Origin of the sequence: Meridianimarinicoccus roseus (assembly GCF_003172915.1) — a bacterium.
Lineage (GTDB): Bacteria > Pseudomonadota > Alphaproteobacteria > Rhodobacterales > Rhodobacteraceae > Meridianimarinicoccus > Meridianimarinicoccus roseus.
In genome coordinates this window covers 1-14,137 of record NZ_QGKU01000037.1, presented here as the reverse complement: position 1 = coordinate 14,137, position 14,137 = coordinate 1, and the positions used below count along the sequence as shown (strand labels likewise).

Annotated in this window: 13 protein-coding genes and 1 pseudogene; 5 read left to right on the top strand and 9 right to left on the bottom strand. The window is 64.3% G+C overall.

Features of this window, described 5'->3' with window-relative positions; translation table 11 throughout:
- On the top strand, positions 1-807 hold an 807-nt coding region (locus DKT77_RS11775; RefSeq protein ID WP_238547836.1), incomplete at its 5' end, for an Ig-like domain-containing protein.
- A 27-nt stretch (positions 808-834) separates the two neighbouring features.
- A complete protein-coding gene (locus DKT77_RS11770; protein ID WP_109811902.1) occupies positions 835-1,452 on the top strand; it encodes a cohesin domain-containing protein in 618 nt (205 codons plus the stop codon).
- 178 nt (positions 1,453-1,630) lie between these two features.
- On the opposite strand, the gene DKT77_RS21000 is transcribed toward DKT77_RS11770, so the two are convergent.
- Positions 1,631-2,317 carry a CBU_0592 family membrane protein gene (locus DKT77_RS21000; RefSeq protein WP_238547835.1) on the bottom strand — a complete coding sequence of 229 codons (687 nt, stop codon included), beginning with the start codon at positions 2,315-2,317 and terminating at the stop codon, positions 1,631-1,633.
- A gap of 188 nt (positions 2,318-2,505) precedes the next feature.
- Here DKT77_RS21000 and DKT77_RS11760 point away from each other — a divergent pair, with 188 nt between their 5' ends.
- Positions 2,506-3,717 (top strand): DUF4331 family protein, encoded by a 1,212-nt coding sequence (locus DKT77_RS11760; protein WP_238547834.1) that lies wholly within the window; start codon positions 2,506-2,508, stop codon positions 3,715-3,717.
- A 6-nt stretch (positions 3,718-3,723) separates the two neighbouring features.
- Here DKT77_RS11760 and DKT77_RS11755 read toward each other — a convergent pair whose 3' ends face one another.
- From DKT77_RS11755 to DKT77_RS11740, 4 genes are read right to left on the bottom strand one after another with little or no spacing between them, the layout of a single operon-like run.
- Positions 3,724-4,596: an adenylate/guanylate cyclase domain-containing protein gene (locus DKT77_RS11755; protein ID WP_109811900.1), complete on the bottom strand. Its 873-nt coding sequence runs from the start codon at positions 4,594-4,596 to the stop codon at positions 3,724-3,726.
- A gap of 3 nt (positions 4,597-4,599) precedes the next feature.
- Positions 4,600-5,751, bottom strand: coding sequence for an FIST signal transduction protein (locus tag DKT77_RS11750; RefSeq protein ID WP_109811899.1), 1,152 nt, complete (start codon positions 5,749-5,751; stop codon positions 4,600-4,602).
- A gap of 32 nt (positions 5,752-5,783) precedes the next feature.
- Positions 5,784-7,835: a S9 family peptidase gene (locus DKT77_RS11745; protein WP_109811898.1), complete on the bottom strand. Its 2,052-nt coding sequence runs from the start codon at positions 7,833-7,835 to the stop codon at positions 5,784-5,786.
- A 3-nt stretch (positions 7,836-7,838) separates the two neighbouring features.
- Positions 7,839-10,157 carry a pyridoxal phosphate-dependent decarboxylase family protein gene (locus DKT77_RS11740; RefSeq protein WP_109811897.1) on the bottom strand — a complete coding sequence of 773 codons (2,319 nt, stop codon included), beginning with the start codon at positions 10,155-10,157 and terminating at the stop codon, positions 7,839-7,841.
- A 217-nt stretch (positions 10,158-10,374) separates the two neighbouring features.
- Here DKT77_RS11740 and DKT77_RS11735 point away from each other — a divergent pair, with 217 nt between their 5' ends.
- Both DKT77_RS11735 and DKT77_RS11730 read left to right on the top strand, forming a co-directional pair.
- The gene (locus DKT77_RS11735; protein WP_109811896.1) at positions 10,375-10,683 is read left to right on the top strand and encodes a helix-turn-helix domain-containing protein; all 309 of its coding nucleotides are present in this window, start codon (positions 10,375-10,377) and stop codon (positions 10,681-10,683) included.
- Positions 10,677-10,869 (top strand): annotated as a pseudogene (locus DKT77_RS11730) (IS5/IS1182 family transposase); the annotation flags it as partial. The gene DKT77_RS11735 and the pseudogene DKT77_RS11730, both read left to right, overlap by 7 nt.
- A 311-nt stretch (positions 10,870-11,180) precedes the next feature.
- Here DKT77_RS11730 and DKT77_RS11725 read toward each other — a convergent pair.
- From DKT77_RS11725 to DKT77_RS11710, 4 genes are all read right to left on the bottom strand, one after another.
- Positions 11,181-12,233, bottom strand: a complete 1,053-nt coding sequence (locus DKT77_RS11725) for a phosphotriesterase family protein (protein WP_238547833.1) — start codon at positions 12,231-12,233, stop codon at positions 11,181-11,183.
- Positions 12,230-12,874, bottom strand: a complete 645-nt coding sequence (locus tag DKT77_RS11720; protein WP_109811895.1) for a TenA family protein — start codon at positions 12,872-12,874, stop codon at positions 12,230-12,232. Before DKT77_RS11720 ends, DKT77_RS11725 begins: the two co-directional genes overlap by 4 nt.
- Entirely contained in the window at positions 12,871-13,716 is an 846-nt protein-coding gene (locus tag DKT77_RS11715; protein WP_109809928.1) for a BtpA family protein, read from the bottom strand. The genes DKT77_RS11720 and DKT77_RS11715 overlap by 4 nt, the downstream gene beginning before the upstream one ends.
- A gap of 41 nt (positions 13,717-13,757) precedes the next feature.
- The coding region (locus tag DKT77_RS11710; RefSeq protein WP_420798294.1) for an ABC transporter permease at positions 13,758-14,137 on the bottom strand (380 nt) is incomplete at its 5' end.

Genomic DNA, 14,137 nt, shown 5'->3' with positions numbered 1-14,137 from the left:
GATACCACCGGCACGCTGGGGCTGGTCACCGACAACGGCGACGGCACCTTCGGCTACGACCCGAACGGCGCGTTCGAGGCACTGGCGGCGGGCGAGCAGGCCACCGACAGCTTCACCTACACCGTAGACGACGGGCAGGGCGGCTCCGACACGGCCACCGTCACCGTCGCGATCACCGGGCAAAACGACGCGCCGGTGGCGATGGACGACAGCTATGACACGGCCGGGAACACGACGGTCGCCGACAACCTGCTGGCCAACGACAGCGATCCCGATTCGACAGACGTGCTTGAAGTCAGCGCCGTTCAGGGAAGCGCCGCCGCAGTCGGGACGACCATCGCCCTAGCATCCGGGGCAGAGGTCACAGTCGGGCAGAACGGCGACTTCACCTACAACGCCAACGGTGCCTTCGACGGTTTGCTGCGCGATATGGCCGCTGTGGATACATTTACCTACACGGTATCCGACGGAAACGGTGGACTTGACACGGCGTCAGTTGGCATAGTGGTTAACGCAGATCAGGATTCCGACGGAGTGGCAGACATAGAAGACAACGCGGTCTTCGTATTCAATCCATCGCAGTACGACAGCGACGGGGACGGATACGGAAACATCATCGACGCAGACTTCGACAATGACCGCGTGATCGGCAGCGCCGATGCGGCCTATTTCGTCGGGGCCTTCGGCACGACCGATCCGCACGCGGACCTGGACGGCGACGGTGTGGTGGGCAGCGGTGATGCGGCGCTCTTCGTATCGCTGTTCGGCCAGCCTCTTGGGGCGTCCGCATTCGACTTTATCGTCTAGGTCCTGAGCAAGGGGAAAGAGGACTCAATGTTAAACAGTAAATTCATCCTGGCGACCATCTTCAGCCTGTGCACTCTGGCGACCCAGAGCCACGCGATCAACGTGAACAGCAACTTTGCGGTTGGGGGCCCTGACATCGCAGTCGGGGAGCAGGTCACCATTCGTTACACAACCGAGAACTTCCCGGAGTTCATGGGAGCCGACCTGTTCTTCAGCTTTGACGACACGGTTCTTAGCTTCGATTCCGCCGCCTTCGGCGACTTCTTCCTGACTAGCGTCAGTGACCCGCCCGCAATCGGCCCGCTAGCGGTTCCATCGTCGTCCTCGCCCGGGGTCGTCACCAAGATGGTGATGTTTTCGCGGTTCTTCTCGGGAAATGTGTCGGGCGACGTTTTCCTGTTCGATCTGAACTTCACGGGTGTCGGCGCGGGCACTTCAGCGATTCTCATGTCCGAGTCGCCGACGGCGCCTTTCGCAACGATGGCCGGACCACTTTCCGAAACCGTGACCTTCTCGCAGCCTTCGGTGACCGTATCGGCGGCACCCGGCGTGATCCCGCTGCCGGCATCGGCTGTGATGTTGCTTGGCGCCCTTGCTGCAACAGCGGCGACCCGCCGCACTGCGCGGGAAAAAACCGCCGCATGATCTCGTAACTGCGCACCGCATCCCTCGCCAGCCGAATAGCGGTGCGCGGCAACCTGCCAACGACTGATGGTCGGCACGCCTGACCATCGTCCTCCGCCCGCCCTATCAGGCGTCCGGGTTCTTTCGTGGGCCAAGGGCGCTGTACGGCACAAGCGGACAAGATCGACCTGGGCCAGGTTCAGGGCTGCGGATTGGCCGAACCGCGGTTTTGCGCATGTAGCTTGCGCCCCGTATCATGGCGCAGATCGCCCAGTACCAGCGCCTTCAATTCGCTGTCCCGCACCAGAAGCGCGCGAAGGGCGTCTGCCGAGACCATGAACACCCGGCCAGCTTGCGCGATCCGAACCGTAGCCGACGCCGGACCCTCGCCCAGCACGTTGATCTCACCCACGAAGCCATTGGTGATGCGGGCTATCTCCTGTCCACCACAGCCAACCGTCGCCTCGGCCTCCGAAAGGTAGGTCAGCGCGCGGACCGGTTCCGCTTCAGTGGTCAGCACCGTGCCGGACGGAAGGTTCACCCATGTTCCGGTATCGAGGAACCTGCGCGCCTGCAGGCGCGACAGGCTGGGCAAGGCTGTCGCAGCCAATGCAGCCTCTTCGCCGGACAGCGTCACGCTGCGGCTCAGGATCGCCTGACGGGCCAGCCCGACGCAGCTGATCGTGACCCAGAACACCTGGATAAGTGCTGCCGACAGGTTGAAATCTCGCGACAAGCTGACCAGCACTAGCAGCGCGGCGGCAAGGTTCATCACGGTATAGACCGTTCCGCTGCCGCGCAGCACGCCCGATTGCAACAGCGCGTAGGACGACAGATACAGCGCAACACCGCCATAGCCTGCCAGATGTGACACCGTGTCCGGCATACATTCCTCCATTCCACCGACGCCGCAGCGTCAACCCTGATCGCAAGGCTCGCCCTATCCTTCAGCGATGGCAAACCGGCAACGCCGGTCCGTGCGCCGGAACACAGTCGGCTGGCCGGATTTGCAATTTACCGGTGTGCAGCATGGCTCTAGCGTTAACCATGTTACGGTACGAAAGGGAGACGGCAATGAGAACGGTTATTCGGGTGGCGGTGGGGGCGGCGATGGCGGTCGCGCTCGCCGGGGCGGCAGGGGCGTCGGACCACAAGGACAGCCCCTACACGCAGGCCAACCCGGCTGCGGATATCGGCGACGTGTTCATCTTCCAAGGGCCGGAAACCGGCGGGCTGACGATGGTGTTCACGGTCAACCCGCTGTCCAACAGCGGTCTGCCGGGCACTTCGGCCTCGTCCGAAATCAAGCTGGATCCGTCTCTGACCTATGCGTTCAAGCTGGACCTTGATGGCGATGCGCGCGCCGATCTGGCCTACAAGCTGCGTGCCGCCGACATCGCCGGGCAGGCGCAGACCCAGTCGATCGAGCTGAAGCGCGCGACAGGTGCCGAAGCCGCATCGAACGGCTGGCAGGGCCAGACCATCGCAACCGGGCGCACAACGGCGCTGAACGCGCCGCTCGAGGTGGTGCGCGGCAAGGCGGGCGAATTGCTTTTCGCCGGGGTCCGGCGCGATCCGTTCTTCTTCGATTTCACCGGCGTGACAGCCCCGGCCGAATTCGCCATCCGCGAGGCGCTGTCGGGCGGTGATGGGCTGCCCGCAGCGCCCACATCGCTGGGCGCCTTCGGCAAGACAGACATGACCGTCGTCGTTCTTGAGGTGCCGCTTGAACCGGCGCTGCGCAAGGCCGGGTTCTGGGTGGTCGTATCCGACGAGAACGGGAGCGCGGTGGACCGCATGGGCCGGACCGGCGTGCAGGGCATCTTCCTTGTCGAAACCCCGGTCGGCTACAACCCTGAGGCGTATCTTCCCCGCGACCGAGACCGCTTTCCCACAGTCGGCGATCTGAACAACGCCTACAACAGCACGCCGCCCGCCGACGACGTTGAGAACTATGGTGCACAGTTCGCCTACCGGTTCCGGCAACTGGAAGTAGACGAAGGCAAAGTCAAGCAGACCGTCGACTTCTACCTGCCCGACATCCTGCACTGGGACGCCGATGCAGACCGCGCCTATCCCAACCAACGCAGCCTGCGCGAGGACAGCGTATTCTGGACAATCGCCAACGTGAACCCGTTCTACCATGCGCCGGACGACAACCCGCCACCGCATGTTAGCGACCAGCCACTCAGCAACCGCTTTCCCTATGTTGCACCTTCGGTCGCGCAGGCCTATGAGGCGCCAGACAGCCTTGTGCCTGTGCATCCGCTGTATCTTGCGGACTAGGCCCGATCAGATAGCGAAGCGGAAAATGGCGACGTTGCCGATGCCCTTCGCCTCCACCCGGCCGAGCGAACGCAGCGCGGGGTCGTCACCCACCGCCGCGCGCGTGCTTTCGGACAGGGTGATCGTGTTCACCGCACTTGCCTTGACCACGCGCGCGGCGGTGTTCACGGTGTTACCCCATATGTCATAGCTCAGGCGTTCATGGCCGACGACGCCACTGGACAGCGGCCCGCTGTTCAGCCCAATGCGAATGTCCCAGGCACTGGTGCTGGTGCGGGACGGGTTGGCCCGGCTGTCACGCACGAACATCAGGATTTCGCGCGCCGCCGACAACATGCGCCGGGCGTGACCTTGCTCGTCATCCTGCGCGCCGGCCACGCACATGTAGGCATCGCCGATGGTCTTTACCTTCTCCACTCCATGCCGCGAAATGATCTGGTCGAAGGCGGAATAGTAGTGGTCCAGCATCCCCACCAACACCACCGGGTCGAGCCGTTCCGTGCTTTCCGAAAACGACACGAAATCGGCGAACATCACCGTCGCACTGTCCACCCGGCGCGGCGCGACACGGCCCGTGGTCTTGAGTTCTTCGGCCACGCCTTCGGGCATGATGGACCGTAGCAACTGGTCGGTGCGTGCCTTCTCCTTCTGAAGTGACGCGTTCAGCGCCTCAAGTTCGCGCGACTTGCGCTCGACCTCTGCGCGTGCCGCCTCGATCTCGTTGATGATGTTGCGCTGAAAGGCGTGGCTTGCATCCATCAGGTGCTCAAGCTCTGCCCGGCGCAGGTTGGCCTTGCGCAGACGCTTTTCGAGCAGGCGTATCTCGCGGGCAGGGTCTTCGCCAGAAGGCGGACCGCTTCTGTCCGTGTCCCGCTGCAAAAGTCAGTCCGTGCGCGTGCCCAGCAGAACCGCGACCAGCGCGTTGGTGTGAGTCAGCGACCGGCCTTCGGGTCCGGGCGGACAGATCTCGCCATACGTATAGAACCCGGCTGTCGGGATGCGCTGTCCGATAATTTCTGTCAGCGAGGTGTATTCCTCGTTGGTGCGCGTTCCAAGCGCGGCCCGGCGACCGGCGCAGGAGAATACAAGCGCTGCCTCAGGCGTCGTACCCGGATAGGCAGAGACAGCCTGCCGACCGGCTTCCCGGGCGGCGGCAATGATCTCGTCCCGCGAAGCGGTTGCGATCTGCACCTCGCTTTCCGCCGGGATAGGGTTGACGAGGTGGATCGATCCGGTCTCGCGGTCGAAATGCTGCGGCGTGCTCAGAACGATGCCGCCGCGTTCCGGCGAATGGACCGCGAGCGGGAAGAAGATCGAATGGCTTTGCACGTAGTCGTCGTAAAGCTCCACCGCCGGTTTGCCGCCAATCTCGTGGATCACGGCCCCGTCTGCGCGCGACACGACATGTCGCTGGCCCAGCGGCGTGTAACCGGTCGCCACGCCGCATGAGTAGATCACCGGGCCGGACAGCAGCATCACGACCACCGCGTCGCTTACGATTTCGTCATTGCAGATCTGGCTGGTGCGGGTGAACCGAAGCTGGTCCCCCGCCGCGCCGCCTACGATCGGAAAATCGGCACCGAGCGCGGCGCGCAATCCATCAAGGATGTGATGGATATTCGTACCGATGCCTTCCGGTGTGGCGATGCACAGCGCCGGATCGCGTTCGGTCTTGCCGCGCGCCATGGCAACGGCCTGCGCCGTGGCCTTGTCAGGGTCGCCCGCAGCGCCAACACCCATACCGACGGTCACATCGACCAGATCGGACGCGATCAACGTGATCACGACGGAGTCCTCAAGGAATCCTTCCGGTTCGCTCAGTTCGCCATCGGTGGTGCAGCCCGACAGTTCGATCGCCGGAAACCGGGTGCGGATCGTGTCCACCATCGCGCGCAGGTCCGTGTCGATCCCGGCGAAGACCAGGGCGCCCTTGGGGGTCAATCCGTCCAGATGCGCGAGCGCCATGTCAAGCGCGTCGCGCGTGGCGATGACCGTGTCTGGATCCTCGCTGTGGCCTGTCGCGATCTTGAGCATGGCACATCCCCCGGTTACTTTATGCTCTGGTTTTAGCCATCCCAGTTGCGGATGTCAGGCGAGATTACCACTCCAGATGGAACAAAACCCATGATCTTCCCGTAAAACGCGAGTTCTTCGCCCAAAGACTGGACGATATGGGCGCGCTGCTTGAACCCGTGGCCTTCACCGGGGAAAAACTCCCACGCGACCAGGAGCTTGCGGTCCATCAGCGCGTCGATCAGCACCTGCGCCTGGGCGCGCGGGACGACCGGATCGTCCTCCCCCTGGAAAATGATCAGGGGACAGTCGATCCGGTCCGCGTGGAACAGCGGCGAGCGCGCCTTGAACACCCGTTGCGCTGCTGGGTAGGGGCCGACCAGCAGTTCGGCATAATGCGCCTCCAGCTTGTCGGTGAAGCGCGCGATCGCCTGCAGGTCCGAGATCCCGTAGTAACTTGCTCCGGCGGATAAAAGGTCGGTGAAGGTCGCCAGCGCCAGTGTCGTATAACCACCGGCGGATCCGCCGCGCGACACGATGCGATAGCGGTCCACCTTGTCCTGCGCGACGAGATGCCGGGCCGCCGCCACGCAATCCTCGATATCGACAACGCCCCAGTCCCCGTACATGGCTTGGTGGTAGGCCCGCCCAAAGCCGGTGGAGCCGCGATAGTTCACGTCGATCACCGCGAACCCGCGTGAGGTGAAGAAGGCGATGTCCATCGACAGCGCCGCGCCAGCCGGACCGGTCGGCCCGCCATGGATCACGATGACCAGCGGTGGGCGGTCCTGAGTTGGGGCTTCGACCGCCGGGTTGGTCGGCGGGTAGAAGAACGCATGGGCCGTGCCCGTGGGGGCCGCGCCCTGCGGCCCGGTGGGAAAGCTGATCGCCTCGGGCACCGGCAGGCAGGCCCGCGCAGCGTCGCCGAGGTTCGGATTGGCGCTACGAATTTCGGACATGGCGCCGGTCGCAAGGTCCATCCGCACCAGCGCGGCCGGTGCATCGAAGCGCCCCCCCACAAACACCGCGAAGCCGTCACCGACGCGCAGATGAGCGATGCTTGTATAGGGAGTGTCCACCGGTGTCACTGTACCGGTGGCCAGGCACACCCGCCCCAGCGACCAGAGTCCACCGCTGGAATACGCGGCAAGCGCGGTTCCATCGGCCATCACGGCATAGGACGCGGTGCCAAGCCGCCAGAGCGGCGCCGCGAACTCGGCGGCCATCTGCGTGACGGGCACCAGCGTGTCGCCATCGACGCGGTGGATGTTCCACCAGCGCGCCCCGTCCACTTCCAGCCGGTCCGACACGCAATAAAGCGTGCCGTCCGGCCCCCAGACGGGTTCGAGGATGGATTCGTCCGAGTATCGCAGAGCCTGCTGGAACACCGGATTAAGCTGCGGGTCGATCCACGCGGCAGGCGAACCGCCGATTGTCCGCGTTGTGATCGCAGCGCCCTGAGCGTCAAGCTCGGCCACCTGCAAGCGCGTGCCGTCCCATGGCATCGACGGGTAATCCCATGTGATCCAAGCAATACGTCGACCGTCGGGCGACAGACGCGGAAAGGCATAGAAGTCTCCACCCTCGGCCAGCGTCACCGGCAGCTTGCGCCCGGCCATGTCCAGCGCGACAAGGCTTTGGCGCGCCTGTCCATGCAGTGGCCGATCCGGGTCCTGGTGAACCGCGAAGACCAGCCCGCGCGACGGGTCCGGCACTATCTCGGCGAAGCAGCCGGGCACCAGCGGCGTGACGGGCAGGGGGTATTCGCCCGGTACCTGCCGGTGCAGCCGCAGATCGCCGGTGCGGGGATGCGCGGCCTTCGCAAGGTTCGAGAACCACGCGACGCCGTCGCGCACCCCAAGGGCGGCCCCACCATAGCCGTTGATCGTCGTGCTGGCGCTGAAACCCGGCGGGGTGACATCGCGCGCGCCGTCCCGCGGTGTCCAGCGCATGACAACGGAACGGCCCTTTTCGTCCGGTCGGCTTTCCACCCACCAGATAGCATCGCCATCCACCGCCGTGAGTTCGAACTTTACCGTTCCGGCGGCCAGATCTTCGGGGGCGAGGGGCGACGGCCAAGCGCCGTAGGGACAGGTCTTCACCATCGCTCAGCCCGCCGGATCAAACGGGGCCAGACCGTGGCGCAACATCAGGTCCGCCGCGCAACTCCGCGCTGTCAGCTTGAACGCGTCCACGATGTAGCCAAGATAGTTGCCCCGCGCGGTCGCCGTGACCCAAGGGTCCTGCGTCGTCGACACGAGGAACTGGATGCCCTGCCCGGAAGTGGGTGCCACCCCCGCCCGCGCACCAAACGCATCGACGAAGTCCTGCCCGTAATCGGCGACCTCGAAGCTGGAGCCGGTGACGAACATCGGCTGGTCTGGCACAGTGCCGCCATTGAAATCGCTGATGCTGAGCCGACGGTAGATGTCATTTGTCAACTCGTTCATAAGCGCGACACTGCTGTTCCAGCCATCCGCAGTACGGAAGTTTACCGCGTAGGTGATGATGTTCTGGTCCGACCCCAGTTCGCGGAATACAGCCAGCGCGGCTGGATTGTCGGCGAGAAAGGCGATCAGATCGTCATTCTCGCGCGGGACGATCTCGTCCTGAAGGAAATCGAGCTGCGCGCGGACTTGCTCGGGGCTGCCCCCAGCCTTTTCCGCTGGCAGACGCTGGAACGGAATCACGCGGATGAATTCGGGTGCCGCGCCGGTGCCGTGACCGATGCCCACCAGCCCGGCATAGAGCCGCTTGGAATTGAAAATGCACTTACCAAGCAGTTTGCCATAGCCGGACCGGTCCGGACGAATGATGCTGTGCGAAAGGTAAACTCCCGCCGCCGCCGCGCCGGGCTTGGACCCCTCGATCCCGAAGACCCCGACCGTCGGATCGACCCCGCCATGATAGACAACCGGGGCGGTGAAGGCGATCATGTCGCGCATCGCCCCGTTGCGATAACACAGCGCGCCGGCCGGGTAGGGGATAAATCCGCCCTTGTGCGGGTCAACCGTCTGTGTGTCGGCGTGGCGCAGCGCCGCGTACTGGCGCATGACGTAATCGCTCATCAGCATCGCCGGCGTGTGCTGCAGCGGTGTCTCGCCCGGGCCCGGGACGGGGATCTCGTCCGCGCCGTCGGCAGTGAACACAGCGGCGTCCTGCGCCGCGCCGCGCGGGGCGCGGGTGATGGAATTGAAGTATCCGCCCCATGCACCATCCACGTGAAGCGAGAATTCGAGGCCCATCTGCCGGTACTCATCACGCAGTGCGACGATCTCGGACAGCGGGTCGACCGCGCTTTCCTCGGTCGTGCCCATCACGGCCACCACCTGCATCACCGGACGCCGATCGCGCAGGCACTGGTCGAGCATGCGGCGCAGATGCACGATATCCATTCGCCCGTCGAGATCGACAGGCACCTTCCACAGATGCGAAAACCCGAGCCCAAGCAGCGCCGCACTTTTCGGCCATGAATAATGCGCCGTCGCCGGGGTGAGGATCACCGGCAGCTCCGGCACCTCGGCCGCAAGGAAACGGCGCTGGAATTCCGCTAGTCCCAAAGCCTGAACCGAATAGGCGTTGAGCACCTCCTTTATCGTCTCTTCCTCGATACCGCATTCCGATTGCAGGCGCGGCGAAAGGGCGATCACATCGTCCACATGTAGATTCAGCAACTCCCATACCGACAGGTCCACGAGATGCGCGCGCCCGCCCGCCGGGCGGGGGACCGTCAGCACGGCACCCGCTTTCATCTTTGGCTCCGCCCGGATGGCGGCGGCCAGCGTGACCGGCAACAGCTTCAGGTTTCGCGCCGCCCACATGGATTCGCCGTTGGCGACCGACCCGTCGCAGGTGATGTGCCCCCACGGCGTGATCGCCCCGGCCCGACTTTCGGCCTCGGACGGGACGGTGTAGCCCAGCATCGAACACAAATCGCGCCCGACTTCGATTTCCAGCAGCGTTGTGACGGGCGATGCCTCGGCCGCGACATTGTTCTGGTTATAGAGCATCGCCGCGAAATACCCGACCATGCCGGGCAGCGTGATGTCCCAGTACATGTGGGACTGGTTGCGGTAGCTCGACAGCGGAATCGACCCGTGCAGGTCGTGCAACATCCGGTCGAGATTCTCGTGCAGCGACGCCACCGTGTCGGTGTAGGTCCCAAGGGTCTTGCGCGCATCGGTCAGGAAGGGCGGATCGCCGAACTGTCCGCCATACTCGGCTCTGGCGTCGCAATTGGCATTCAATGCCTTGACGACAAGGTCGGTGAACAGTTGCCTGTTCTCGGCCATTGGACCGAGAAACCATCCCGCCAACGACGAGGTGCCCGGCTTTCCCGCCAGTGACAGCCTGTCCTGCGTTTCGGCGTGGCTGTGGAACGCCTGCAGGTTTTTCAGAAAATCGGACGATCCGTCTGCTGGTGCCATGGCTGGACTCTCCCTGTCGGTTCGACTTCGTAGTTAACAGTGTTTGTAACGAAGAATGTGCGCCGCGACACCTTCTGTCGTCGCCGCAGCGACCAGGGCACGTGCAGGACTCGTATCTGAAATTACATAATCATCCTTCTAAGTATGCTGAGGGGAACGTGGGCACATTCTAAACTGGCTTACGACATTTCCTGTCACCTACGAGGAAAACGGCCGCATGAGCGTGGCACACAAAGATGCAGACCCGCAGAAGCGCCGCCGGATCGCGCGGCAGCTAATCACAAAAGCGACAATCGCGCAGATCGCGGCAAAGCTCGAACGGCACCGCTCGTCGATCTCCCGCGAGATCAAGCACAACCGTTTCGAGGACGACGAGCTCCCCAGCCTGAATGGCTACCATGGCGTGATGTCACACCAAAAGGGAGCGGAACGAAGGAGTTGCAGGCGCGAGTTGATCCGCCTGCCCCATCAGCTTGATGCCGTTCTCGAGGGCTTCGAGGGACGTTGTCGCGCAACTTCGATCTGACCCAAGCCGACGGTCATGCCGAACGGCGGCGCGCTGCACTGGACATGATCCACCGCCTTTCCCGCCCATCACCCCGACGGCTGACGCTGGGCGCCGAAAAGGGCCACGAAGCATTCGGGTTCGTGTCCGAGCTGCGTCACGCCGCATGTCGCCCAGAAACCGAGATACTCAGCGATCGACAAACGCGCCTGAAATCCGCGAACGCGAAGGGCGTGATGTGCGTCTTGGAAACGCGCATCCGAAGGCCAATCTCTCCGCGAGGATGGCGAATTGAGCAGCACAAGACAAGGCTGAAGAGCAGACCGGTCGCTGCGGCCGAGCGGGTGAAAAAGCGGCGGGGAACCGGTCCGCAGCGCAGCCGGTCGCCCCGGAGCGAAGGGAAAACCAAGGATCGCGGTGCAATGCCTGAGGCGTTTCAGACCCTGCGGAACCGCGCGCGGTCAGACTGCAAGCTGCGCCCTAAAAGGTCCTGCAGCGCAGCCCATTTTGCTGCGCGCCTAGACGCGGCGGCGCAGGAGCGCATTGCGCGGATTGTCCAGCATGAGTTGATCAAGATCGCGCACGGCTAATCCATGCCGCCGGAGTCGTGGCAGGAAATGGCGCTGAACATGGGCGTATCCGGCCCCACCGTATTCCGTCAGCATCATCTTGAGGAACACGTCCTGCGACAGAAGGATCTGGTCGCCGAAGCCGTCGCAGACCAGTTGTGCGATGGACCGCGCCGCGTCGTCATCGCTGGGACACTGGACTTGCTGGTCGTCATACCAGAAGTCCATTCCGATCATGTCATATTCAATGAACGCGCCGCGACGCGCCAGAGTGCGCTGGTAGGCAAGGTCATGGCAGCTTGGGTTCATGTGGCAAAGGATCACCCGATCGGCAGGCTGGCCGCAGGCTTCGACCAGATCCAGTACCTCGTGCGCCAGCCGTTCCCAGCCGGGCAGATGCACCATGAGCGGCAAGCCCGTTCGCGCGGCGGCCAACGCGGCCCCGGTCAGCGACCGGCGTTCGGCTTCGGTGAAATCGGCCGACACGCCGATCTCGCCGATCAGTCCGATGCGCGCGTCGGTGCCATCGACCCCTGTCTCGGCCTCGGCCACGATCTGGCCTGCGATGTCCTCGGCCGAAAGTTCCGCAAGCTCCGGCGGGTGCGAAGCTTCGAGGTAATACCCCGCTCCCATGACGATGTGCAGCCCCGTCGCGGCCGAGATGCGACGAAGCGCACGCGGATCGCGCCCGATCCCGCGACATGTCGGATCGACGACCGTCGCGCCGCCCTCGGCCACGAATTGTCCCAGTTCGGCGATGGCCAGCGCCTCGTCCGTCAGGGCGCAGTTGTCGTGGTTGGCGAACGGATCGTTGCGTAGGCGAGACATGATCTGCGGGCTGACCGGCAGATCTCGCAGCGGAGAGGTAAATCCCGGATCGTGCCCGCGCCACCAGCAGCGGCAGTCGTTCAGGATATGCTCATGCATCAGGGTCACGCCAAGGTCTTCGGCCGAAACCGGCCCCTGCACCGTCATCACGGCAGGCTCGAACACATGGGTCATGCGGCCGACTCCTTCATCGCGTCATAGGGCGCATCGTGAAAGGCGATTTCCCAGGCAGTCACGTCATGAAATATCCGCGACAGCGCGGGGCGGTCCTGCGGCGCGCCGTACCTGTCTATCGCCGCCTTCAGCCACCGGGCCTGCGCCTCGAACGCGGGATCGACGTGCAGCTCGACCCAGGCCTTCAGGTCGGGGTCACTGATGTAGGCACAGGCGGCCCGGCTGCACCATGTCCAGTACATCCATTCCGCCGCGAACATCGCCGTGACGATCTCGGCAAAGTCCCCTTGCGCGGCAAGGTCGTGCATCCGCGTGTCGAACTGCCGGGCGGCGGGCGACTTGACAGGCTCTGCGGGCAGCGAAAGCCTCGCAGCGCAACCCTCGAAATAGGGGACCTGTGTGTTGGCGAGTGCATCCTGCACAGCTATCAGCCAGCGGCGAGTTTCAAGGTCCGGCGCGCGAGCAGTGGCAAAGGCGAAGATGCCAATCGCCGTTTCCACGAACGCCCCCTCGTATGCGAGGTAGTGGTGAAACACCGGCGTCGGCAACCGATCGGCACAGACGTCTTCGACAAAGCGGTGGCCCAGCATCCGGTCTAGGATCGCCGCGTTGTCGCGCAGGATATCGTCCGACAGGCTCATGTCGCCCCCAGCGCGGGTGTCGCGGCGGTGACGAAGGCCTTTACGCGTTCAGGATCGACGGGGTTCCACCACACGCCTCCGTTCTTGAGCGATGATGCAACGATGACCGCATCGGCCCGGCCAAGGATCGTGGCGATGTTGTCCGCCGTCAGGCCGGAGCCGACAAGCACCGGCAGGTTGGTGGCCGATGCGACTTCCTCCAGTTCTTCCAGCGTCGCGCTGTTGCCGGTGCGCTGGCCGGTGGCGATCACCGCGTCGGCATCGAAGAACGCCAGATCGCGGGTCAGTTCCGCCACGCTCCGGTCGCCCGTTATGGCATGGCTGCCGTGTTTGACATGGCTGTCGGCGAAAACTTTTATCCCCTCGCCGCGTAGCGCCGCGCGATAGCGCAGCGCCTCGGCAGCGCGACCTTCCATGAAGCCTTCGTTGGCGACATAGGCATTGGCCCACTGGTTGACGCGGATGAACTGCGCCCCGGTGGCGCGTGCGATGGCGAAGGCATGGATCGGCGCGTTGGCCAGCACGTTCACACCCATCGGCACGCCGAAGGCCTGCGTCACCCGGTCCGCCACGACGGCCATGAAGGCGGCGGTTTCGGGTCCGATATCCTCGGGCTTGGAGAACGGGATGTCGCCGTGGTTTTCCACCATCAGCCCGTGGATTCCGTTTTCGACCAGCGCCTCGGCATCGCGCAGGCACGCATCGAGGATGGCGGGCATCGGCGTGCCGTCATAGCGCGGCGCGCCCGGAAACGGCGGGCAGTGGATCATGCCGATCAGCGCCTTGGGCCGCCCGAAGATGTCGCGGATGGCGGTGCCGGTGCTGCTGGAAATGGTCTGCATGTCGGGATGGGTCCGTTCTTTGGATCGTTGGCGCGCAGCGGTCAGCCGCGCCTGCGAAGCGAGAAATTCGCCGTGAAGATCCGGGTGTTGAGCCAGATCGCGATCAGGATGATGGCCCCGGTGACGATCTGCGTGAAAAAGGGCGATATATGCATCAGGATCAGTCCGTTGCCTATGACGGCGATGGTCAGCGCCCCCAGCACGGTCCCGAGGATCGTGCCGCGTCCGCCGAACAGCGAGGTGCCGCCAAGTACCACCGCGGCGATGACCTGCAACTCGAACCCGACGGCCGCGTTCGACGACCCGGACCCCAGCCGCGCCGCGATCAGCAGGCCCGCCACGGCAGAGGCCAGCCCGGTCAGCATGTAGACCGAAGCAATCGTCCAGCGCGCAGGCATGCCGACGCGCCGCGCAGCCTCGG